This is a genomic window from Variovorax sp. 05L425, from assembly GCF_056397705.1.
In genome coordinates this window covers 65,362-88,133 of record NZ_JBFTNY010000017.1, presented here as the reverse complement: position 1 = coordinate 88,133, position 22,772 = coordinate 65,362, and the positions used below count along the sequence as shown (strand labels likewise).

General features: G+C 65.9%; 23 protein-coding genes. 12 read left to right on the top strand and 11 right to left on the bottom strand.

What is annotated here, in order from left to right; all coding sequences use genetic code 11:
* The first annotated feature begins 107 nt into the window (after positions 1–107).
* Both AC1DN9_RS19910 and otsA read left to right on the top strand, forming a co-directional pair.
* The gene (locus tag AC1DN9_RS19910) at positions 108–1,949 is read left to right on the top strand and encodes a glycoside hydrolase family 15 protein (protein WP_478103208.1); all 1,842 of its coding nucleotides are present in this window, start codon (positions 108–110) and stop codon (positions 1,947–1,949) included.
* Positions 1,950–1,984: 35 nt separating this feature from the next.
* A complete protein-coding gene (gene otsA / locus AC1DN9_RS19905) occupies positions 1,985–3,370 on the top strand; it encodes an alpha,alpha-trehalose-phosphate synthase (UDP-forming) (RefSeq protein ID WP_478103207.1) in 1,386 nt (461 codons plus the stop codon).
* Positions 3,371–3,448: 78 nt separating this feature from the next.
* On the opposite strand, the gene AC1DN9_RS19900 is transcribed toward otsA, so the two are convergent.
* The 5 genes from AC1DN9_RS19900 to AC1DN9_RS19880 form a co-directional block, all read right to left on the bottom strand.
* Positions 3,449–4,018 (bottom strand): hypothetical protein, encoded by a 570-nt coding sequence (locus tag AC1DN9_RS19900; protein WP_478103136.1) that lies wholly within the window; start codon positions 4,016–4,018, stop codon positions 3,449–3,451.
* A 125-nt stretch (positions 4,019–4,143) separates the two neighbouring features.
* Entirely contained in the window at positions 4,144–5,295 is a 1,152-nt protein-coding gene (locus tag AC1DN9_RS19895) for a helix-turn-helix transcriptional regulator (RefSeq protein ID WP_478103134.1), read from the bottom strand.
* Between the two features lie 756 nt (positions 5,296–6,051).
* Positions 6,052–6,738 (bottom strand): hypothetical protein, encoded by a 687-nt coding sequence (locus AC1DN9_RS19890; RefSeq protein WP_478103133.1) that lies wholly within the window; start codon positions 6,736–6,738, stop codon positions 6,052–6,054.
* 8 nt (positions 6,739–6,746) lie between these two features.
* Positions 6,747–7,379 (bottom strand): hypothetical protein, encoded by a 633-nt coding sequence (locus AC1DN9_RS19885; RefSeq protein WP_478103132.1) that lies wholly within the window; start codon positions 7,377–7,379, stop codon positions 6,747–6,749.
* Between the two features lie 155 nt (positions 7,380–7,534).
* Positions 7,535–8,482 (bottom strand): LysR substrate-binding domain-containing protein, encoded by a 948-nt coding sequence (locus AC1DN9_RS19880; RefSeq protein WP_478103131.1) that lies wholly within the window; start codon positions 8,480–8,482, stop codon positions 7,535–7,537.
* A 130-nt stretch (positions 8,483–8,612) separates the two neighbouring features.
* Between AC1DN9_RS19880 and AC1DN9_RS19875 the strand changes: the two genes are divergently transcribed.
* From AC1DN9_RS19875 to AC1DN9_RS19835, 9 genes are all read left to right on the top strand, one after another.
* Entirely contained in the window at positions 8,613–9,497 is an 885-nt protein-coding gene (locus tag AC1DN9_RS19875) for a dioxygenase family protein (RefSeq protein WP_478103128.1), read from the top strand.
* 151 nt (positions 9,498–9,648) lie between these two features.
* Positions 9,649–10,455 (top strand): citryl-CoA lyase, encoded by an 807-nt coding sequence (locus AC1DN9_RS19870; RefSeq protein ID WP_478103127.1) that lies wholly within the window; start codon positions 9,649–9,651, stop codon positions 10,453–10,455.
* The gene (locus AC1DN9_RS19865; RefSeq protein WP_478103126.1) at positions 10,452–11,618 is read left to right on the top strand and encodes a CaiB/BaiF CoA transferase family protein; all 1,167 of its coding nucleotides are present in this window, start codon (positions 10,452–10,454) and stop codon (positions 11,616–11,618) included. Before AC1DN9_RS19870 ends, AC1DN9_RS19865 begins: the two co-directional genes overlap by 4 nt.
* Entirely contained in the window at positions 11,615–12,577 is a 963-nt protein-coding gene (locus AC1DN9_RS19860) for a Bug family tripartite tricarboxylate transporter substrate binding protein (RefSeq protein WP_478103124.1), read from the top strand. Before AC1DN9_RS19865 ends, AC1DN9_RS19860 begins: the two co-directional genes overlap by 4 nt.
* 47 nt (positions 12,578–12,624) lie before the next feature.
* Positions 12,625–13,839, top strand: a complete 1,215-nt coding sequence (locus AC1DN9_RS19855; RefSeq protein WP_478103123.1) for an amino acid ABC transporter substrate-binding protein — start codon at positions 12,625–12,627, stop codon at positions 13,837–13,839.
* Position 13,840: 1 nt separating this feature from the next.
* A complete protein-coding gene (locus AC1DN9_RS19850) occupies positions 13,841–14,707 on the top strand; it encodes a branched-chain amino acid ABC transporter permease (RefSeq protein WP_478103122.1) in 867 nt (288 codons plus the stop codon).
* Positions 14,708–14,709: 2 nt separating this feature from the next.
* Entirely contained in the window at positions 14,710–16,458 is a 1,749-nt protein-coding gene (locus AC1DN9_RS19845) for a branched-chain amino acid ABC transporter ATP-binding protein/permease (protein WP_478103120.1), read from the top strand.
* Positions 16,451–17,155, top strand: coding sequence for an ABC transporter ATP-binding protein (locus AC1DN9_RS19840; protein WP_478103118.1), 705 nt, complete (start codon positions 16,451–16,453; stop codon positions 17,153–17,155). The genes AC1DN9_RS19845 and AC1DN9_RS19840 overlap by 8 nt, the downstream gene beginning before the upstream one ends.
* Before the next feature lie 43 nt (positions 17,156–17,198).
* Positions 17,199–18,230: a uroporphyrinogen decarboxylase family protein gene (locus AC1DN9_RS19835; protein ID WP_478103117.1), complete on the top strand. Its 1,032-nt coding sequence runs from the start codon at positions 17,199–17,201 to the stop codon at positions 18,228–18,230.
* 1 nt (position 18,231) lies between these two features.
* On the opposite strand, the gene AC1DN9_RS19830 is transcribed toward AC1DN9_RS19835, so the two are convergent.
* Positions 18,232–18,564 carry a hypothetical protein gene (locus AC1DN9_RS19830; RefSeq protein ID WP_478103115.1) on the bottom strand — a complete coding sequence of 111 codons (333 nt, stop codon included), beginning with the start codon at positions 18,562–18,564 and terminating at the stop codon, positions 18,232–18,234.
* A 181-nt stretch (positions 18,565–18,745) separates the two neighbouring features.
* On the opposite strand from AC1DN9_RS19830, the gene AC1DN9_RS19825 reads away from it, so the two are divergent.
* Complete coding sequence (locus tag AC1DN9_RS19825; protein WP_478103114.1) at positions 18,746–20,215, top strand: aminotransferase-like domain-containing protein; 1,470 nt, start codon at positions 18,746–18,748, stop codon at positions 20,213–20,215.
* A gap of 34 nt (positions 20,216–20,249) precedes the next feature.
* On the opposite strand, the gene AC1DN9_RS19820 is transcribed toward AC1DN9_RS19825, so the two are convergent.
* The 5 genes from AC1DN9_RS19820 to hisN all read right to left on the bottom strand — a co-directional run bounded on the left by AC1DN9_RS19820 (position 20,250) and on the right by hisN (position 22,756).
* Entirely contained in the window at positions 20,250–20,414 is a 165-nt protein-coding gene (locus tag AC1DN9_RS19820; RefSeq protein WP_478103112.1) for a hypothetical protein, read from the bottom strand.
* Between the two features lie 131 nt (positions 20,415–20,545).
* Entirely contained in the window at positions 20,546–20,776 is a 231-nt protein-coding gene (locus AC1DN9_RS19815; protein WP_478103111.1) for a hypothetical protein, read from the bottom strand.
* Between the two features lie 62 nt (positions 20,777–20,838).
* Positions 20,839–21,765, bottom strand: coding sequence for an ROK family protein (locus AC1DN9_RS19810; RefSeq protein ID WP_478103109.1), 927 nt, complete (start codon positions 21,763–21,765; stop codon positions 20,839–20,841).
* Between the two features lie 4 nt (positions 21,766–21,769).
* On the bottom strand, positions 21,770–21,964 hold the full coding sequence (locus AC1DN9_RS19805; protein ID WP_478103108.1) for a DUF2905 domain-containing protein: 195 nt from the start codon (positions 21,962–21,964) through the stop codon (positions 21,770–21,772).
* Positions 21,965–21,973: 9 nt separating this feature from the next.
* Positions 21,974–22,756, bottom strand: coding sequence for a histidinol-phosphatase (hisN, locus tag AC1DN9_RS19800; RefSeq protein ID WP_478103107.1), 783 nt, complete (start codon positions 22,754–22,756; stop codon positions 21,974–21,976).
* Positions 22,757–22,772 lie beyond the last annotated feature (16 nt).

Genomic DNA, 22,772 nt, shown 5'->3' with positions numbered 1-22,772 from the left:
GCAACCCCGAGGAAACCGGCATGACGACCCTCCAAAAAGAAATCGAAACCGAAGCGCCCGATCGAGCGGGTCAGGCCCTCGCCGGCGCCGCAGGTGCGAGCGACACGATGCCGGAACATCCGGAAGCCCTGACCGCGCCGTCCGCGCGCACCGGCTTCGGGCCGCCGGCCGACCCCTCGCTCAATGTCGGCGTGATCGGCAACTGCGCGTACAGCGCGCTGGTCGACGAACGCGGCCGCGTGGTGTGGTGCTGCCTTCCGCGCTTCGACGGCGATCCCGTCTTCAATGCGCTGCTGCACACGGGCGACGATGCAAGCGCCTGGGCCATCGAACTCGAAGACTTTGCATCGTCCAAGCAGTGGTACGAACCGAACACCGCGGTGTTGCGCACCCAGTTGTTCGACTCCGCGGGCCAGGGCATCGAGATCACGGACCTGGCGCCGCGCTTTCACAGCCGCTCGCGCTACTTCAGGCCGCTCACGATGGTGCGCCGGGTCAAGCCCATCATCGGCACGCCGCGCATCCGCGTCTCGCTCGCGCCGCGCTTCCAGTGGGGCGGCATGGCACCGACCATCACGCGCGGCAGCAACCACATCCGCTACGTCGGGCCCGACTTCACGCTGCGGCTGAACACCGACGCCTCGGTCTCGCACATTCTTGCGCGCCGGCCCTTCGTGCTCTCGCGGGAGTACAACTTCGTGCTGGGTGCCGACGAAACGCTGAACGACGGCATCGCCGACACGGCGCGGCATTTTGAACAGGAAACCATCGCGTACTGGCGCACCTGGAGCAAGCGACTCGCGATTCCCTTCGAATACCAGGAAGCGGTGATCCGCGCCGCCATCACGTTGAAGCTCTCGCTCTACGAAGACACCGGCGCGATCGTCGCCGCGATGACCACCAGCATTCCCGAAGCGCCCGGCAGCCAGCGCAACTGGGACTACCGCTACTGCTGGCTGCGCGATGCCTTCTTCGTGGTGCGCGCGCTCAACAGCCTCTCGGAAGTCGGCACGATGGAGGACTATCTCCGCTGGCTATCCAACGTGGTGATCGGTTCGCGCGGCGAGCACATCCAGCCGCTCTACGGCATCGGGCTGGAGGGCGAACTGCCTGAATCCTTCGTCGAGAGCCTGAGCGGCTATCGCGGCATGGGACCTGTGCGCGTCGGCAACCAGGCACAGGAGCACTTCCAGCATGACGTGTACGGCAACATCGTCCTCGGTGCGGCGCAGGCTTTTCATGACCATCGCCTGCTGAGCAGGGGCGGCGTGGCTGAGTTTCCGTATCTCGAGGCGGTAGGCGAGCAGGCCCTGCGCGTCTACGGCACGCCGGACGCCGGCATGTGGGAGTTGCGCACGCGCGCTCGCGTGCACACCAGTTCGGCGCTGATGAGCTGGGCCGCCTGCGACCGACTTGCCAAGATCGCGCGCGCCCTCGGGCTGGCGGAACGCGCGGCCTACTGGCACGGCCACTCCTCGCGCATGCGCGAAGAAATCCTTGCCAAGTCGTGGTGCGAGGAACGCCAGGCCTTCGCAGAAAGCTTCGGCGGCCATGAACTCGATGCGAGCATCCTGCTGATGGCCGAAGTCGGCCTGGTCGACGCGCGCGACCCGCGCTTCGTCTCGACCGTCGAGGCCATGGAAAAGTCGCTTTGCGATGGTCCCTACATGCGCCGCTACGAAGCGGCCGACGACTTCGGCAAGCCCGAGACCGCCTTCAACATCTGCACCTTCTGGCGCATCGACGCACTCGCGAAGATCGGTCGCAAGGCCGAGGCGCGGCAGATCTTCGAGACCATGCTGGCTGCGCGCAATCCGCTCGGTCTGCTGTCCGAAGACACGCATCCCGTCACCGGCGAGATGTGGGGCAACTTCCCGCAGACCTATTCGATGGTGGGGATCATCAACGCCGCGGTGAGGCTGTCGGCGCCCTGGGATTCGTGCATATGAACGCGCCCCTGCCCGGCGGCGGTCGCATGGAGAACATGAGTCGACTGGTCGTGGTCTCCAATCGAGTGGCCGATCCGCGCAGGCCGGCTGCCGGCGGGCTGGCCGTTGCACTCGGCGATAGCCTTCAGCAAAGCGGTGGCCTCTGGTTCGGCTGGAGCGGGTCGATCGTCGAGGAAGGCCCCACCGGCGAGGGTGAACTTCATCGGCAGCAGGCGGGCAAGGTCACGCTCGCCACCATCGACCTGAGCCGCGATGACCACGACAGCTACTACCTCGGCTACAGCAACGACGTGCTGTGGCCGGTGTTCCACAACCGCCTGGATCTGGCGCACTTCGACGCCGGCTTCATCGGCGGCTACCGGCGCGTCAACCAGTTGTTCGCCCGCAAGCTGATGCCGCTGCTGAAGGACGACGACATCATCTGGGTGCACGACTACCACCTGATCCCGCTGGCGGCAGAGCTGCGCGCGATGGGTTGCAGGCAACGCATCGGCTTCTTCCTGCACATCCCGCTGCCGCCGCAGATCATCATCGCGGCGGTACCGCAGCACGAATGGCTCATGCGCTCGCTGTTTGCCTACGACCTGATCGGCTTCCAGGCCCATCAGGACGTGCAGCATTTCGAGCACTACGTGCAGAACGAGGCGCACGGCGAGGCTCTCGGCAATCACCTCTATCGCGCCTACGGCCAGACAGTGCGCTGCAACGCCTTCCCGATCGGCATCGATGTCGACGAGTTCGCCGCGCTCACGCACGCGAAGGAATCGCGCGACATGTACGAGACCATGAAGCGCGAGTATTCGAGCCGCCGCCTGCTGCTGGGCATCGACCGGCTCGACTACTCCAAGGGCATTCCGCAGCGGGTGCGCTCGTTCCGCGAGCTGCTGGCCAACTATCCCGAGAACCGCCGCAGCGCGACGCTGATCCAGATCGCGTCGCCGACACGCGAAACGGTCGATGCCTATGGCGACATCCGGCGCGAACTGGAGTCACTGTGCGGCGCCATCAATGGTGATTTCGGCGAGCTCGACTGGATGCCGGTGCGCTACATCCACCGCATGGTCGCGCGCAAGCGTGTGCCGGGCCTGTGCCGCGCGGCGGCGGTGGGCCTCGTCACGCCGCTGCGCGACGGCATGAACCTCGTCGCGAAGGAATACATCGCCGCGCAGGATCCGGCGGATCCGGGCGTGCTGGTCCTGTCACGCTTTGCCGGGGCGGCCGAGCAACTCAGGGAGGCGCTGTTGGTGAACCCCTACGACACCCACGGCACCGCGGAGACCGTGCAGCAGGCGCTGCAGATGCCGCTGGAAGAACGCCGGGAGCGGCATCAGAAGCTGCTGGCGCGGATTCGCGAGCAGGATGTGCATTGGTGGCGGGAGGGGTTTCTGGATGCGTTGCGGGCGGCGGAGAGCGTGCGGTAGCGGCTACCGAAAGCTATGCGGCGGCTCGATGTCGAGTTCGCTCGCGCTTCCAGAGGTGGAAGCGAAACGGCCAACTTGCTATTTGTCCTTTTGATCCTGGAGCCAATGCGGAGCCAGCACGGTCTTGGTCCTTGCGACTTCCCCGCAGTAGTCCGCTTTTGCAAATTTCGCCTTGGCCCTGGCCGAAGGGATCGGCGCCCAATGAACGGTGATGCTCTCCGATACCTTGGGATCCTTCGATACAGAAGTTCTTACATCATCGCGTTCCGCGTATCCGACCAGGATCGGCCCTGAGAGCTTGCGGGCATCGTCGAGTGCCCAGCTGCAGACCATCAGGTATCTCGGGATCTCCTCCCCTTTGAGTGGCGGCGTCGGCGTTGCGAATTTCCGCTTCGCGGACGCCAGCGTTTGATTGGGTACGTAGTCGGTTTGCCCCATCCAAGTCACATTTCCCGCGTCGTCGGCGGCGAACGCTGCGATGCCGCCTGCATTGGGGCGGTTGCCCACACTCAACGAGGTGTAGAAGCCGTATGACTGCTCGCCCCTGCGCAAGAAAATCGATCCCATGACCCAGGCGCTGACCTGAGGCTCGAATCCAGGCGGCATCGCGGGTTGTGCCTGGACGGCCGTGCTGATCGCGAGCAGCAATCCGGCGGCGGCCCACCGCTCGTAGCTGACAGCGCACGCGGGAGCAAATCGGCCCAAGAGCATATTCATGAATCCCCAATTTACGACCCTGCTGTCGATCGGGCGTCTCCCAAACAGGAGAGAAATCACAGATGCACCGAGATGCCCGCCACGCTGCGTGCCAGCAGGGCGACCAGCGCGGCTTGTCGACGAGTGCCCGTCTTGGTCAGCACCTTCTTGAGATGCGTGCGCACCGTGCCGAGGCCCACGCCAAGGGCGACGGCAATCTCTTCCAACGACCGGCCTTCGCTGAGAGCCACCGCAATCGCGGCTTCGGCTCGGGTCATGCCGAACAACTCGCGCAATGTCAGGGCCGCGGCCGACCCCGAATGTTCCGGATCACGGACAAAAATCATTGCGGCGGGCATCACGACATCCGTCGGCGCCCAGGCGGCGCGCCAAGGTGAAATCAACAGCGTGATGGGCAATCGCCCCGGACGCGCCACAGCCAGTGGCGCCCCCGGCGTATTGGGCTTCCCTCCTGCGGTTTGCACGGCCTCCCGGACCAGCCGCATCAGCCGGTTGTTCGCTGCGGGATCGTTCAGGCGCAACCGACCCCCCGTCGCCCGGATCTCGAGCGCCGATTGCAGCAGGCGTTCGACAGCCCGATTCGCATACACCACGGTGCAGGAGGCATCGACGACCAGCACCCCGGTCTCGATTCGCTCGATGGCGTCGACCGCGGCACTCTGCGCCAACCCGGTTCCGCGGAGCCTTTCGCGCAATCCGAGCGCCCGTCGCACATGCGGAAACAGGGCACCGAGTCGAAGGCGATCGGCGTCGGCGTAGCAGCCGGCGGCACGAGGCCGGTGCACCCCCAGGACGCCGATCTCTCCATGACTGGTTGGAAACAGCACGCCCACCATGTGATAGATGTCGAGTCTCCTCGTCCAATCCTGATAGAACCCCGTGCGTTCGAATTGGGTATCGGGCATCAGGCTCTGGCTGGTGAAGACATGGCCCATGTCGAACTGCGAAGAACGTTCGACCCACAGGTCGTTGCGATGCCAGTGCTCCGCCCACGACTGCTCTCCCGCCGAGACGCGCAGGTTTTCCGTCACGCTTTCCAATCGAGGTCCCGACTGGCCTCCAAAGGTTTTAAACACAGCACTGGAAGAATCGAAGGCGTCCGCGACCGACACGGCAAGATCCCGCCATCGGCCGTCATCGAGCGCCGCGTCATACAGCAAATCGATCACCGAACCAAGCTGGTCCAGCGGTCCCGCCACCTTGCCCATCGTGTGTACCTTCTTCCCCCGACTCGATGCAAATGTACGGGATGTAAGAAAATACGTCTACTCGAGAGCTCGGAAGATGCCGAGCACATCCCGACAGACAAAGCGCGTGCCTGGGCTCAGTCAGAGAGACATTCCCGGAGGACAAGCGCAGTCGTTGCTTCCGACCGCTGAGTCTCCGGTGCCGCGGCGACAGGCGGCCATCACAGTCGATTTTTCGCCGATCAAGGCGCCCTTCCCGGGCTTGAGTCGCGTCTGGGCGCAGAGCTCCTGGGTCACGGCGAGTGTCGAATGCCACAGCAGCACGACCTCTTCTCCACAGTTGTTTGTCGCCCGCTGATCGGGGCTGCGCTCCATGTTCTGGGTCGGCGAAACGGAGACGCAAGCGCTCCCCTTGCTCGTCACACTCGAGTACGGCCGCTTCGGGACGAATCCTCCTGACGCGGACTTCGGCTGTTGAATTGGAGGGATGGGTGGTGACGCCTGTGCCTGTTGTGCCTGTTGTGTCTGCGGCGCGCCGGGCGACGAGGTGCTCGTATCCTGCGGGCTCTTCGATGGGCCTGGGAGCACGTTGTCCAATGCCCTGCCAAGCGCATCGGTGGCGCTCTTCCCAAGTGTCTTTCCCAACTCGTCGAATGCTCCCGCGGCAGGTGCAGCCTGACCAAGCGCCATCCCGAGCAGGACCGCAACGAGCGCACTGTGCATCCTCTTCCCATTGAACCGTTTCATCGTGATGTTCCGATCAGGTTGCCGTAGCGGTCAGAGCCCGCAGGCCTTCATCGACGCCGCGCGCAAGGCTTCAACCTTGCGCAGGTTCGAATTGGGGCTTGCACGGAAGGCGTCGGAGAACCTGTTTCCCGTGCAGGCGCAAAACTGCGTGTGATCGGTCCGCTTGTGCTGCATGTAGTCGTCGCATGTCTGGTAGACCCAGGCGTAAATGGTCTCCTTGGGTGCCGCGCATGTCTGTCCGAGTTGGTACTGTTCTTCCACAGAGACCACCACGCTCTTGCGCGCCGTCAGCGCTTCGCGCGCTCCTCGGGTAAGGCATTCGCAGTCGTGCATATTTCTCAGGTAGGTCGTGTGAACGGCGCAGTTGTCGTGGTACTTGGCGACGGCCGCCTCGATCTGCTCCGGCGTGGCTTTGCCGCGCGCCGGCATCGGCCCCGGAGCGCTACCGGCCGCCACGGAGGCCCCACCTGCGGTCGGCGGCGGCGCCGCTGCCTGCGCCCGCTGGCCAGCCCCCGTTTCAGGCTGAGTGCCAGGTGAAGGATTGCTGGTCGGCTGATTGCCCAGGACGGAATCGACGTTGCGCTTGATCGCGTCGCTCAAGCTTTGTGCGAGACCCTCCTTCATGTCGTCGAACGTGGCGGCTGTTCCTGTCGTGGGACTGCCCGCGCAGAGGATTCCGACCAGGAAGAGGCGAGGGACAAACGTATACCGGCTCATTGCGAATCTCAGTTCGCTTGCTGCATTGCCGTCAGCTCGATGTTGGTGCCATCTGGACAGGTGCATGGCACGACGTAGGGTGACGACTTCGGCAGCGTCATCCTCGTACTGCAAAGTCTGGCCACCGGCATCATCTTCTTCACGGAATGCGCAGGCACCCACGCCGCATTGCAAACCTCCTGGCTCGTCTTGTAGTTCTGGTAGGTCAGCAGGGTCAGATCGCCGTCGCAGTCGTTGACGACGTCCATTTCCATGAACCCGCGGAACATCCTGAATTCCTTTTGTGAGCCGGCGAGTTTTCTCCTGGCGCAGCCGGAGGAGGCTTGGCCGGATGGTTGCGCCGAAGCGGATGGATTGCTTCCACTGCCCGGCATCGTCTTTGTCGCCACTTGGGAGCTCACAGGAGCTTGGGTTTGAGCGGGTGCCGTGGGGGCGGTGGACGCCGGAGCGGCGTTGCCGGAGGGAGGGTTCCCGAGGGCCGCGTCGAGGCTTCGCTTGGCAGCCTCCCCGAGACTCTGGCTCAGCCCCTGCTTCAGGTCGTCGAAGGTGCCGGCGCGGACCTGCATCGAGTACAGCGCGCAACCCAGCGCCAAAAGCGCGACGAGCGTGCCGGCGTGGAACCGAAGTCTGTAGTCCGTCATGGCACCTCCAGCCCCTGTGAAGGAGGTTCCGCCGACTGGCCCGCCTCCGATGTGCAGAGACAGTACTGCTTCGGATCCAAGTTCGCCTCTACCAATTAGGAGAGAAAGTGGGAGAGAAAGCCCGCATGCGGAACTGCAGGTGGGTGCCCCTGCGGCTATTTCCGAAGTCGCGAAGACCGCTTCTCGCCGTGGCGCGGCCCCGGCACTTCCCGCCGCAGGCTGTTCCCGAGCGCCGTCTTCCGCAAGATCACCGCAAACGACTGGACGAAGACCGGTTTCGTCTCGCCGAGTCGCCAAAGAATCCCGGGCGTGCGCGTCGGCGTCGGGCTTTCCAGCGGGATCACCGTCAAGCCCGCCATGCCCTCGGGCACGGCATTGATGGCAACGATCGAACCGATCTGCGTGCGGGCGACGAGAGCGAGCATGGGCGCGACCGTGGACATCTCGGCGACCACCGTCGGCTCCGCGCCGCAGGCCCTGAAGCATTCGTCCAGCATGGTCCGCGTCGAGAAGGAGGTCGAGATCAGCACCAGGTCCTGCCGGTGCAGTTCCACCATGCGAATGCGCTTGCGGCCGGCGAGCGGATGGCTGTTCGACACCACGAACACCATCTCCTCGTTGTAGAGCGGCTCGAACCACAGGTCGCTCGGATCCTCGGGCCGGTAGGCAATGCCGAGATCGAGTTCGCCGGCCTGCAGCCGATCGCAGATCACCTCGGCCGACAGTTCCTCGACGCTGATGCGCACCGTGGGATGGCGCGCCAGGAACAGCGACACGCACTCCGGAATCAGGCCGATGTTGAAGGTGTGGGTCGCGCCGATGCGAACCCTGCCGGTCAGGTTGCCCGCGCCGGGCTTGAGCAGCGCCACACCCTGGTCGACCTCCCGCAGCGCACGCGCAGCAAAGCCGCGCAGCAGTTCACCCGCCTCGGTGGTCACCACCTTCTTGCCGATGCGTTCGAACAGCGGCTGGCCGATCTCTTCTTCGAGCTGCCGTATCTGGTGCGACAGGGTGGACTGCGTGACGTGAACGCGTTCCGCCGCCCGCGTGAAGCTCAGGCAATCGCTCAGCGCGACGAAGTACCGCAGATGCCTCATCTCCATGAAAACCCCCACGAATGATCGATGCCATCGATGATATCGATGGAAATTCATCATTTGCGGGCTTTGTGTCGGCGTCCTATCGTCCGACGCGAATCGACGCCGAAGTACGGCGCGCAACAGGAGACAAGCCATGTCGGAATACAACCAGGACGGCATCACGCGGGACGTTCTCGAGGCCTTCGCCAGGACGCCCGATCCCCGTCTGCGCCAGCTGATGACCGCACTGGTCAAGCACGTTCATGCCTTCGCGCGCGAGGTCGACCTCCAGCCGGAAGAGTGGCTCGCGGCCATGAACTTCCTGACCGCGACGGGGCAGATCTCGACCGACAAGCGGCCCGAGTTCATCCTGCTGTCCGACACGCTGGGCCTGTCGATGATGGTGGTCGCGCTGGCACAGGCCCGCGCCAGCAAGGCAAAGGGCGCGACCGAGGCGACCGAGGCCACCGTCGAAGGCCCGTTCTATTGGGCTGGCGCGCCCGACGTGCCGCTGGGCAGCGACATCGCGAATGGCGCGACGGGCGAGCCAACCTTCTACATGGGCCGCGTGACCGACTGCGACGGCCAGCCGCTCGCGGGCGCGCTGCTCGACGTGTGGTCCGGAGACGGGCACGGCAAGTACGACGTGCAGCTCAGCAGCGAGCCGACGATGCAGGCGCGCGGACGCTTTCGCACCGATGCGCAGGGCCGCTACTGGTTCTGGTCCATCCGCCCGAACTACTACCCGATACCGGACGACGGACCCGTGGGCGACATGATGCGCGCGACCGACCGCAGCATCTACCGGCCCGGCCATCTCCACTTGCAGGTCTCGGCGCCGGGCCACGCGACGGTGACGACGCAGCTTTTCGTCGGCGGCAGCCCGTACATCGACGCCGACGCCGTCTTCGGCAAGCGCGACAGCCTCGTCGTGGACTTCGAGACCCACCCGCCCGGCAAGGCCGTGGACGGCCGCGAGATGCGCGTGCCGTACCACTCGGCGAGTTTCGACATCCGCCTCGCGCCGGCGACCGCTTGATGCACGCACCCTCCATTCATTTCAACTCACGCCCCATGAAACTGGCGCAGCCCAGCCCAGGGCACCCGCGGAACCGGCTTGGCCGGGCCGCCGGGTGCGCCCCCTTGAGGGGGAGCGCCGAAGGCGCATGGGGGCGTTTCAAGGACCTTTCATGAAGATCGGCAAGGCCACGGTGCCACGCACTTCCATCTCCACGTCGGACGCCCATACCATCGTCGTCCGCGGGATGGATCTTTCCCGCGAACTGATCGGCAAGATTTCCTTCGTCGATCATTTCTTCCTGCTGCTGACCGGCAGGCGCGGATCGGCCGGAGAAATCGCGGTGCTGAACGCCGCGCTGGTCGCGATTGCCGAGCACGGGCTGGTGCCGAGTGTGCAGGCGGCGCGCATGACCTTCGCCGCCGCGCCCGACGCGATGCAGGGTGCCGTGGCGGCGGGCATCCTGGGCTGCGGTTCGGTCGTGCTGGGGTCCTCCGAGACGGCTGGCCGCCTGTACGCCGAAATCGATGCGCTGGTGAGCACCGGACGGCCGCTGGGCGCCGCGGCGCTGTCTGTGGCGAAGGCATGGCGCGAAGCCGGCCGATCGATCCCCGGCTACGGCCATCCGTTGCACAAGGAACGCGACGCGCGCGTCGATGCCCTGTTCGCGGCGGCCAAGGAGGCAGGCACCGACCTGCGCTTCGTCGAGATCGCGACTGCGGTCGAGGCGCTGATGCCCGAGGTGCTGGACAGGCCGCTCAAGCTCAACGTGTCGGGCGCGATTCCGGCCGTGCTCCTCGGCGCGGGCTTTCCCGTGGAGGCGCTCAAGGGCGTGCCGATCCTCGCGCGCACTGCCGGGTTGATCGCGCACATGTTCGAAGAGATGCGGCAGCCCATCGGTTTTGCGCTCTCATACCAGGCGACGCGCGAAGCGGTCTACGAAGGCCCGTTGCCGGCCCACTTCGGACCCCAGGAATGATCCCCGTCCTGAAAGGGCTCAAGGTCATCGAGCAAGGCACCTTCATCACGGGGCCGGCGGCCGGCATGCTGCTCGGCGACCTGGGCGCGGATGTCATCAAGGTGGAGCAGCCGAAGACGGGTGACCCGTTCCGCGCCTTCAAGGATGGCCTCTACAGCCCGCACTACCAGACCTACAACCGCAACAAGCGCAGCATCACGCTGGACCCCAAGGACGCCGGCGACCGCGAAGTGCTGGATGCGCTGATCGCCGATGCCGATGTCTACATCCAGAACTTCCGGCCTGGCGTGGCGGAGAAGCTCGGCGTGGGTGCCGAGCGTTTGCGCGCGCTCAATCCGAAGCTCATCTACTGCTCGATCAGCGGCTTCGGCGCCACCGGGCCGGCAGCGGACCGGCCCGCGTACGACACCGTGGCGCAAGCCGCGAGCGGCTTTCTCAACCTGCTGATCAATCCCGAGAACCCGCGCGTCGTGGGCCCGGCCATCGCGGATTCGCTGACCGGCTTCTATGCCGCCTACGGCGTGTTGGGCGCGCTCTTCGAACGCAGCAGGACGGGAGTCGGCCGCAAGGTCGAGGTGTCGATGCTGGAGGCGATGGCGCATTTCAACCTCGACGCCTTCACGCATTTCTTCCAGGTGGATGAAGTGATGGGGCCTTACAGCCGGCCGCGGGTCTCGCAGTCGTACGTGCTGCGCTGCGCCGACGACAAGTGGATCGCGCTGCACATGTCCTCGCCGGAGAAGTTCTGGCGCGGGCTCGCCGTCGCCATCGAGCATCCCCGCCTCTTCGAGGACGGGCGCTTCGCGACCCGCGAGGCGCGCATCGAGAACCAGGAGCAGTTGATCCAGCTGCTCGGCGAGCGTTTTCGCACGCAGCCACGCGACGAGTGGTGCCGGCGACTGCAGCGCGAAGACGTGCCCCATGCGCCGATGTACGACACCAGCGAGGCGCTCGAAGACCCGCAGGCGAAGCACCTCCAGTTGATGACCTCTGCCGAACACCCGGTGATGGGCCTGTTCCGCACGGTGCGATCGCCGGTCAGCTTCGATGGTGAGCGCGCGCTCGAAGTCCGCCCGCCGCCGACGCTCGGCGAGCACAACGACGAGATTCGCGCCGCACTGCGGCACCGGGCGACGCCCAGGAATCCAGGAGATGCGGCATGAAGCACCCTACGCTGCTCAATGTGTTCGTCGCGTTCGGGTTGCTCTTCGGCGGCCTCGCCCAGGCGCAGGACCGCGGCCCGGTCCGGATGGTCGTGCCGTTCGGCGCCGGCACCACGACCGACACGGTGGGTCGCATCGTCGGCGAAGCGCTGGGCAAGAACCTGCAGCAGCCGGTGATCGTCGAGAACCGGGCGGGCGCCGGCGGTTCGACCGGTACCGACCTCGTCGCCAAGGCCACGCCCGACGGCAGGACCCTGGTGATGGGCACCGTCGGCACCCATGCCATCAACGCGGCACTCTTCAGCAAGCTGCCCTACGACCCGCTGCGCGACTTCGCACCCGTCGCCTTCGTCGGCTACACGCCGACGCTGCTGGTCGTGGCGGCCGATTCACCGATCAAGTCGCTGAACGACCTGGCGCAGGCGGCCGCAAGACCGGCGGGCGTGACCTTCGCCTCGGCCGGCAACGGCACCTCCGGCCACCTCGCGGGCGAACTTCTCGCGCAGCGCCTCGGCGGCAAGATGATGCATGTGCCGTACAAGGAGGGCGCCATGGCGTTGACGAGCGTGATGTCGTCGCAGGTCGACTTCATGTTCTATCACCCCGCGGCGGTGATGCCGCAGATCAAGGCCGGCAAGCTGCGCGCGCTGGGCGCGAGCGGCGCGGTGCGCAGTGCCGCAGCCAGCGATGTTCCGACGCTGATGGAGCAGGGCATCGCCGATTTCGATCTCGTTGCCTGGTTCATGCTCTATGCGCCCGCCGCGACGCCGACAGCCACGCTGGAGCGCCTGCGCACGGCCGCCGGCGCGGCACTCGCGCAGCCCGACGTCATGGCGCGCCTGCGCGACCAGGGTATCGAGTCGCGCAGCCTGCGCGCCGAAGAGATGCTGCCCTTCAACAAGACGGAGCTCGGCAAATGGGCCGGCTTGGTCAAGCGCTCCGGCGCACAGGTCGACTGACCCCCGGTTTCCCGTTTCGCCCACAAGAACTCATAGGAGACAAGACCATGAAGACGCAGACTTTCGAAGGCATCGGACGGCGCAGCGCGGTGGCGGCCATCGCGCTGGCTGCGGCAGGCGTCGCTTTTGCGCAGACGCCATCCGGCCCGCCGATCCGCATCGGCAGCACGCTGGCGCTCACCGGGCCGCTGTCGGCCACGGCGCAGATCCACAAGGTCGTGGGCGAGATCTATGTCGAGCAGCTCAACAAGCGCGGCGGCCTGCTCGGGCGGCCGGTCGAATGGGTGGTGAAGGACGACCAATCCAAGCCCGACCTCGCGCGCACGCTGTACGAGCAACTGGTCACCGCGGACAAGGTCGACCTTCTCATGGGCCCCTACGCCACCGGCGCGATCCTCTCGGCGATGGGCGTGGCGCAGCGCTACAACAAGGTGCTGGTGCATCACACGCTGGGGATTCCGTCGCTGGCCAAATACGACATGCAGTTCCCGGCCTGGTCGATCGGCTCGGACCCGGCGAACACGGTGCCGAACACGCTCTTCGATGCCCTTGCCGCATCCGCCAAGCCGCCGAAGACGATCGCGGTGGTCACCAGCAAGTTCCCGTCGATCCAGTTCATGAGCGCGGGTGCGCGGGAGGTGCTCAAGAAGCGCGGCCTCACCGAAGTGCTGTTCCTCGAATGGGACTTCGGCAACCGCGATTTCGGCCCGATCGCCAACCGGGTGAAGGACGCCAAGCCCGACTTCGTCTGGGTCGGCGCCATCGGCCTGGAGGGCAACCTGCTGCTCGATGCGATGAAGAAGATCGACTATGTGCCGCCGCAGCACTTCTACCTCTACCCCGCGCCCGGTCCGCTGCTCGCGTCGCCGGATGCGAAGAACGCGCTGTCGGCCACGATCTTCGAGGAGCAGCCGCCCTTCACCAGCAACCTGGGCGCCGCCGAGTTCATCAAGCTTTATCACGAGCGTGCCGCCAAGGCAGGTTTCACCGACACCTCGGTCGAGACGCAGGCCGCCGCTTCGTACACGGCGTGGCAGATCCTGGAAGCCGGCGTCGTCAATACCAAGAGCCTGGACGACAAGACCATCGCGACCTACCTGAAGACGCACAAGGTCGACACGCTGCAAGGCAAGCTGCGTTTCGACGGCGTCGGCAACTTCGGCGACGACCTGATGCGCATCAAGCAGATCCAGGATGGCAAGTGGGTCGTTGTCTGGCCAAAGGAAGTCACCGCAGGTGGAGCCAAGCTCCTAGCCCCCTGACATGTCTGGCTTCACACTGCCCAGTCTTTCACTGCTGTCCCAGTCCATCCTCTCCGGTGTCTTCGTCGGCGCGCTGTACGGGTTGATGGGCCTGGGCCTGAGCCTCAGCTGGGGGTTGCTGCGACTGATCAATCTCGCGCACTTCGCCTTCGCGTTCATGGCCGCCTATCTCTGCTACCAGATGGCGACGATGGGCATGGACCCCTTGCTGACGCTCGTGGTCATCGTGCCGGCCTTCTTCGCGCTCGGCGCGGGACTGCATTGGGTGATGGCGCGCTTTGCGGTGACGCCCTTCAACTCACTGCTGCTCACCTTCGGCTTGATGGGCATCGCCGAGAGCGTGATCCAGGCCATCTGGACCGCCGACTTCCGAAAGCTCGAATCGAGCTACGCGCAGCAGAAGTTCAAGATCGGCGAGCTGTTCGTGCCGGTGCCCGAGTTCATCACGCTGCTCCTGGCGGTCGGTCTCGCGTTCGCGGTCTGGGCCGTGCTGCGTTTCACCGACCTGGGCAAGGCCATGCGCGCCGCCGCGCAAGACGCGCCGGTGGCCGCGGCCTTCGGCATCAATGAAAAGGCACTCGGGTTGCTGCTCGCGGGAACGTGCGCCGCGCTCGCCAGCGTGGCCGGCGTGTGCCTGGCGCTGAGCTTCACGCTCGCGCCATCGCAGATGTACGCCTGGGTCGGCGTGGTCTTCGCAGCCGTGATGCTGGGCGGGCTGGGCAGCGCGCTGGGGCCGCTGATCGCCGGCACGCTGATCGGCGTCAGCGAAGCCATCACGATGGCGATCACCGCGCCCTCATGGGCGCCGATCGTGTCCTTCACGCTGCTGATCGTGATCCTCGTCTTCCGCCCCGGAAAGACCACCTGACGATGAAACGCACCCCCGTGGTCATCCTGCTGGCCGGCGTTGCGCTGGCCTTCGTGCCGCAACTCGGCCTTCCCGCCTTCTACGACTCGCTGCTCTATCTGATGCTGAGCTGGATCGTGCTGGCGACCTCATGGAACATCCTGTCGGGCTACTCGGGCTACTTCTCGTTCGGGCACGGGGCCTTCTTCGGTGCCGGCATCTACACGAGCGCCACGCTGATGGCGCGCTACGACTGGCCCTTCCTGTGGACACTGCCGGCGGCGGCGCTGGTCGCTGCGCTGCTCGGCGTGGCGCTCGGCGCGGTCGTGTTCCGGGTCCGGGGTGTGCGCGGCGAACTCTTCGCGCTGCTCACGCTGGCGATCACCTTTGTCATCGGCACCATCGTCGTCAACACGCCGCTGGATGGCGGCTCGGGCGTGCCGCTCAGTGCCGTGCCTGTCCCGAAGATCGGCCCGACCCAGTCCTCGACGTTCTACCTGCTCGCGCTGGCCGCCGCCGTGGGCACGCTGCTGATCGCCTGGGGCATCCAGGTGTCGAAGTTCGGTGCGGGCCTGTTCGCGATTCACGACGATGAAGACGCCGCCGAAGTGATGGGCGTGCCGACCTACCGCTACAAGCTGCAGGCGCTTGCCATCTCGTGCGCGCTGGCCGGCGTGGCCGGCGGGATCCATGCGCTGTTCCTGTCGTACGTGACGGCCGGCGAAGTCTTCACCATCACCGTGCCGCTGACGGTGGTGCTGATGAGCGTGCTCGGCGGCACGCGCCACTGGGCCGGGCCTGCGATCGGAGCCGTGGTCATCACCGCGTTGCTCTACAGCTTCACGGCGGCCGACCATGCGGTGGCCGGCAAGGCGCTGATCGGCATCATCCTGATCGCGGCCATCCTGTTCATGCCCGAGGGCATTCTGGAGCGCGTGCGCCGCCTGTGGCGGCCAGCGCAGCCCATCACGCCGCCAGAGACCCACTCGGCACCGGCATCGGCGGAGACACCTGTTCGACCCTCACCGGTGATCGCAGGACATGGCGACCTGCTGCTGCGCGTGCGGGGCCTGAGCAAATCGTTCAAGGGCGTGCGTGCGCTGACCAGCGTCAACGTCGACGTGCGGCGCGGCGAGATCCTCGGCCTGCTCGGTCCGAACGGCTCCGGCAAGTCGACCTTCATCAACGTCGTCAGCGGCCACTACACGCCCAGCGGCGGCCAGATCGTCTTCGAAGGGCGCTGCCTGAACGGCCTGCCCGCGCACCGCATCGCAGGCAGCGGCATCGCGCGCACCTACCAGATCCCCCGGCCCTTCGCGCACCTGAGCGTGCTGCAGAACGTGGCGATCGCCACGATGTTCGGCGGCGCGGTCCGCGATCCGGACAGCGCGCGCAAGCAGGCCATGACCTGGCTCGAATTCACAGGTCTGCAGGACAAGGCCGGCGCGCTGCCGGACGACCTGAACCTGCACCAGCGAAAGTTCCTCGAACTCGCCCGCGCGCTGGCCTCGCGCCCGCGGCTGGTGTTGCTCGACGAGGTGCTGTGCGGGCTCACGCCGAGCGAAATCGACGATGCGGTGGCGCTGATCCGGCGCATCCGCGACCAGGGATCGAGCATCGTCTTCGTCGAGCACGTGATGCGCGCCGTGATGGCGCTGACCGACCGCATCGTGGTGTTCAATCACGGCGAACTGCTCGCCGAAGGAGCGGCCACCGACGTGATGCAGCGCTCCGAGGTGATGACCGCCTATCTGGGGAAGGCCCATGCTTGAAGTCCGGGATCTCCAGGTCGCCTACGGCGCCGCGCCTGCGCTGTGGGGCGTTTCGCTCGACGTGCGGCCCGGCGAGCTGCTGTGCGTGGTCGGCCCGAACGGCGCCGGCAAGACGACGCTGATCAACACCATTGCGGGAATGCTGCGCGCAAGCGGCGGCAGCATCGGCCTCGACGGACGGGACATCACCCGACTGCCGCCGCATCGTTTCTGCGAGGCCGGCATCGCGCTGGTGCCCGAAGGGCGGCGTCTCTTCGCCGGTATGACCGTCCTGGAGAACTTGGAGCTCGGCAGTTACCTGCCGCATGCCAAGGCGCAGCGGCGCGACACGCTGGAGCAGGTGATCGCGCTGTTCCCCGTCATCCGCGAGAAACTGGCGAGCCCGGCCGGCGAGTTGTCCGGCGGGCAGCAGCAGATGGTCGCGATCGCCCGGGCGCTCATGGCGCGCCCGCGCCTGCTGCTGCTCGACGAGCCCTCGCTGGGCCTGTCGCCGCGCATCGTGCACGACATGTTCGCCGCCATCCGGCGAATCAATGCCGATGGCATATCGGTGCTGCTGGTCGAACAGAACGTCACGATGGCGCTGGAGGTGTCGCACCGCGCCTATGTGCTCGAAGAGGGCCACGTCGTGGCCGAGGGCGTGCCGCAGGAGTTGCTGGCGCGGCCCGAGATCCGGCGCGCCTACCTGGGCGTCTGAGCCGCCGAATCGTACGAACTTCAATTCACCCTGGAGGAAAACCATGCTGTTCCCCACCACCATCGTCGGCAGTTTCCCGCAGCCGGAATGGCTGATCGACCGCGCCAAGCTGGCCGGTCGCTTTCCGCCGCGCGTCCGTGCGCGAGAGCTCTGGCGCATTCCGCCGCAGTACCTCGAGGAAGCGCAGAACGACGCGACCCTGATGGCGATCCGCGCACAGGAAGAAGCCGGACTGGACATCGTCAGCGACGGCGAGATCCGGCGCGAAAGCTATTCCAACCGTTTTGCCACTGCGCTCGACGGCGTTGATCTCGACAACCCGGGCACCGCGCTGGACCGATCGGGCCATCCGAACCCGGTGCCGCGCATCGTCGGCAAGATCGTCCGCCGGCATGCCGTGGAAGTGGACGACCTGAAGTTCCTGCGGGCCCACACCAACCGCCAGGTGAAGATCACCGTCCCCGGCCCGTTCACGATGCTGCAGCAGGCGCAGAACGACCACTACGCGAGCGAGGAAGAAGCGGCGATGGACTACGCCGCCGCAGTCAATGCGGAGATCCGCGACCTGTTCGCCGCAGGCGCCGACGTGGTCCAGATCGACGAACCCTATATGCAGGCGCGTCCCGAGAAGGCGCGGCAGTACGGCCTGAAGGCGCTGAACCGCGCACTCGACGGCATCACCGGCACCACGGCAGTGCACATCTGCTTCGGTTACGCCGCGATCATCCACGAGCGGCCGAGCGGTTATTCCTTCCTGTCCGAATTGGCGCAGTGCAGTTGCCGACAGGTTTCGATCGAGACCGCGCAGTCGAATCTGGACTGTTCCGTGCTGCAGCAACTGGACGGAAAGCGCGTGATGGTGGGTTGCATCGACCTGTCCGACCCGAAGGTCGAATCAGTCGAAACGATCGCCGGGCGCATCCGCCGCGCACTGCCTTACATCAAGCCGGAGAACGTGATCCTGGCGCCCGACTGCGGCATGAAATACCTGCCGCGCGACGCGGCCATCGGCAAGCTGCGCGCGATGGTCTCGGCCGCCAAGATCCTCCGTGAGGAGTACGCCGCGGCGGCCTGACTCAATGGCGCCAAGCCACGTCGCCAGTGAGCAATTGCACGAGCCGCGCGACGAGAGAAGCCGTCGTCTCGGGCTTGCGCGCCGGCTGCGGCAGGCCACGAACCTGCGCGGCGGACAGTGCCGAGACCTCGATCCAGCCGCCGCGCTCGATGACATGGGCCTCGCCTTCATTCAGCAGGGTCCGCGCGCTGAACATCGTTTCGCCGAACCATGCGGGCGGCGAGCAAACGCGCACGCTACCTTGCGCGACAAGCATCGTGAAGCCTGGGTCGACGGCCACGCGCAGTGTCTGGCCCGCTTGAAGACTGGTGATTTCGGAAAGTTCGCTCGACATGGTGATACCTCTTTGAGAACGATCTGGGTGCCTTCATGGTAGGCAGCGGGTCGCCTAGAAAACAGGCACAGCAGAAGGGAAGCTGAAGCACAACAGATGGGCTCGAGAAGCGTCTGTTATGGTCGATTTCCTTCGGATCTGCATCTGTTTTCAAGACACGGACCGCGCGAGGATCAAAGCCATGGAATCGCCACCGCTCTACCGGAAGCTCGCCACCCGTTACGTAGACGCCATCCGCGCCGGCTCCCTCGAGCCCGGCGACAAGCTGCCATCGTTGCGCAGCCTGATGCGACTGCACGACATCAGCCTTTCCACCGCACTGCAGCTTTGCCGCGCGATGGAAAGCGAAGGCTGGGTCGAGGCCCGGGATCGCTCCGGTTACTTTGTGCGGCGTCCACGCCGGCTCGCGATCGCAACGATGGAGGAGCCCGCTGCCAACGAGCCGCCCAACCCGGCCCAATACGTCGGCATTCACGCGAAGGTTTCGGAATTCGTCGCGCGTCGGCGCCAGGGCGAGGTGCGGATCGACTTCTCGACGGCACGCGGCGCACCAGGGCTCTACCCCGCGCAGGCGCTTCGCACGACCATGATTCGGCTGCTGCGCCAGCGGCCGGAGTTGCTCACGACTGCAGCGCCCTCGCGCAGCCGCACGCCATTGCGCGAAGTGGCGGCGCGGCGCGGCTTGCGTGTCGGCATGGCACTGTCGCCCGACGACGTGATGGTCACCAACGGCTGCATCGAAGCGCTCAACCTCGCGCTGCGCGCCGTGGCCCAGCCCGGCGACACGGTGGCGGTCGAATCGCCGACCTTCTACGGCTTGCTGCAGGTGCTCGAAAGCCTCGGCATGCGCGCGGTCGAGATTCCGACCAGTCCGCAGACTGGCCTGTCGATCGAGGCCCTGGAGATGGCGCTCGACGCCTACGACAACATCAAGGCGGTGGTGATCGTGCCCCACCTGCAGAACCCGCTGGGCAGCGTCATGCCCGACGCGCACAAGCAGCGCCTGGTCGCGCTGTGCGAGCAGCGCGCCGTTGCACTCATCGAGGACGACTCCTACAGCGAACTGCTCGACGCCGACGTGCCGCCGCGCGCGATCAAGTCATGGGACCGCAGTGGCAACGTCATCCATTGCGCATCGCTGCACAAGATCCTGGCGCCCGGCATGCGTCTGGGCTGGATGTCGGCCGGCAGATGGCACGGGCGCGTCGAGATGCTCAAGTACACCCAGTCGCGCAGCAACGAGGAACTCTCGCAATGGGTGGCCGGCGAGTACATGGGCACCGGCGCCTACGACCGCCATCTGCGCCGCCTGCGCGAAAAACTGAAGGATCAGCGCGAGCAGACGGCCGATGCGATCGCCGCGCACTTTCCGTCAGGCACCCGCCTGAATCTTCCGCCCGGCGGTCTTCAACTGTGGGTGGAACTGCCTGGGCGGCTTTCGTCCATGGAGGTATTCGACGCGGCCTTGCGCGAACGCATCCTGGTGGCGCCGGGCACGCTCTTCTCGAATTCTTCGCGCTTCGACCACTACGTGCGGATCAACTGCGGCAGCCCCTATGACGACACCGTCGCTGCGGGACTGCGACGGCTGGGTGAGATCGTCGGCGAATGCGCGGCCGAACAGAGCGCGAAGCTGCGGATGGCAGCCTGACGGTCGTTCGCTCGTCGGCAGGTAGGCCGGTGATTCAGACGACGGTTTCACCTCGGATCGCATCCGTAGACCTGCGGATCTGATCCGCCATGAGACGTTCCAAGTGCGTCGGCGGCGTACGGTGCGCAAGCAGATCGATGACCCAGCCGACGGCCACCAACGCGCCAAGTGCTGCAAGAGTGAAGATCGCTGAATCCATGGTCCGCTCCGTCGTGTAACCGCTGAGGCAGCGCGCACTTTGCCTGCGTGAGACCGGCCGGTGAAGGGGCCAAATGGCGCATTTGGCAGTGACAAATTCACTTTTCGGACCGGGAGGGATTTGATAGACGCCTAGATCATTGCCCGCAATCGCCGCTGCGCGCGATCGAGTCCGACGACCAAGCGGTTCTCGATACTTTCCGCCTCCGTGATTCGCTCGTCGAGCCACACTGCATCCGCGCTTCCGACTCGGGACATCTTCTGCATCATCCTGGCGATGAGGGCGTTCTGATCCGTGATCAACCCATCCCAGAGGTCAACATCCGCCTGGGCGCCTTGTATTTCCACGTAGCTGGCCGTCATCGTTGTCTCCTGGGCGCGTGTCTGAGTAGCGTAGCACTGCGACCCTGCGCCTCGACGATGCCTCAAGCGATCAGGGCCAACGCGCCGTAGTCGCCCACCGTGTTGCCGAGGCCGGCGGGAATCAGCACGGCGCCGCGCGTCAATGCAACGAGCTTGCCGTCGATCTGAGCCTGCAAGCGCGGCAACAGGAAATCGCGGTTGTTCCAGAACACGCTGCCGCCCAGGCTGATGCGTTCGAGGTCCAGTGTCGCGATCAGGTTGTAGAGCATGCGGCCCATGACCCGGCAGAGCCCGTCCGCCGTGGCAATGGCCTGTGCATCGCCGCGCATGGCCGCCGAGAACAAGTCGGGTGCGGACTGGCCGAATCGCCGTGCGATCGCATTGCCCGCGCTCAGTCCCTCGACATCCCCGACGTTGCCGCAGCCGCACAGCGCATTGCTGTCGTCATCGACGACGAAGCTGTGTCCTGCGTGGCCGGCGTTGCCGTTCTTGCCGCGCAGGACGCATCCGTCGACGCACAGGCCGACGCCGATGCCGGTGCTCCACGTGACGTAGGCGCAATGGTCGACTCCCTGCAGCGCGCCCCAGCGCCGCTCGGCTTCGAGTGCAGCGACTGCATCGTTCTCGACGCGGACGTGCGGGAACCGCCGGCGAAGCGGCGCTTCGAGCAGTGCGGTCATCCACTGGTTGGGCAGCCCACGCGCGGGGCCGGCAATGCCGCCGCAGATGTTCGGCGTCGCCAGCTCGACCATGCCGTCTCGCAATTCGAAGGGGCCCGCCGACGAAACGCCGACGCGATCGATGCTGGCGAGATCGACGCCCTGCTCCGCGCAGGCCTCTTCGATCAGCCGAATGATCTGAACGGCCACCGCATCGTTGTTTCCGGTCTTGGCGGTGGGTTCGCTGCGGCGGCCGATCAGCGGCGGAGCACCGGTCGCGGACAGGCTCACGGCCACTTTGGTTCCGCCGAGGTCGACGCAGGCTTTCATCGATTCAAATCCATCGCGCGATCAATGCCGCGATCATGCTGAGAACGACCGTGCTGGCGATCGGCAATTGCCATTCGCGTCCGAAGGCACGGAACTCGAAATCGCCAGGCAGCCGCCCGAAACCGAAGCGCCGCAGCCATTGGGTGAGCCCGCTCATCAGAACGAGCGCAAGAACGACGACGATCAGCCAGCGAATCATCCGGAGAGTTTAGGCCGCTAGCAACGCCAGCGCCTGTCGGTGAAGTTCGGGCGTTGCGGCGGCGATGACGCGCCCGTCAGACTGCAGGCCGAGCGGACGCCCTTCCCAATCGGTCACGATGCCGCCCGCTGCCTCGATGAGGCCGGTCGGGCCGAGATAGTCGTAGGGTTGAAGGCCGGTTTCGACCACCAGATCGATCGTGCCGCCCGCGAGTTGCGCGTAGCCGTAACAGTCGCCGCCGAAGCGCCGCATCGCGCACTGGCGGCTGAGCTTGTCGAAGGCCTGCCAGTCGGCCGCGTTGAAGATGTCGGGCGATGTGGTGACGATGCGGGCCTCTGCGATGGTCTTGCAATCCCTCACGCGTACAGGTTGACCGTTGCGGTTGGCACCGATGCCGGCCTGGCCGACCCAGCGTTCGCCAAGCACCGGCATGTCGACCATGCCCAATTCCACACGGCCACCGCGCACCAGCGCGATCAGCGTGCCCCAGAGTGGCGAGCCGGTGATGAAGCTGCGTGTGCCGTCGATCGGGTCCAGCACCCAGACGCGTTCGGCTTCCAGGCGCTCGCGCCCGTGCTCTTCGCCGAAGATGCCGTCGGCGGGCCGTTCGGCGCCGAGGATGTCGCGCATCGCCGTCTCGGCGGCACGGTCGGCCTGGGTCACGGGGCTTTCGTCGGCCTTGGCGATGATGTCGAGCGGCGTGCGGAAGAGGCGCAGCGAATGCGCCGCCGCCGCGCCAGCGAGCGCATGGGCGACGCTCAAATCGGCTTCGGGAGAAAAAGTGGAGCTCATGAGGGCCGATTAGACC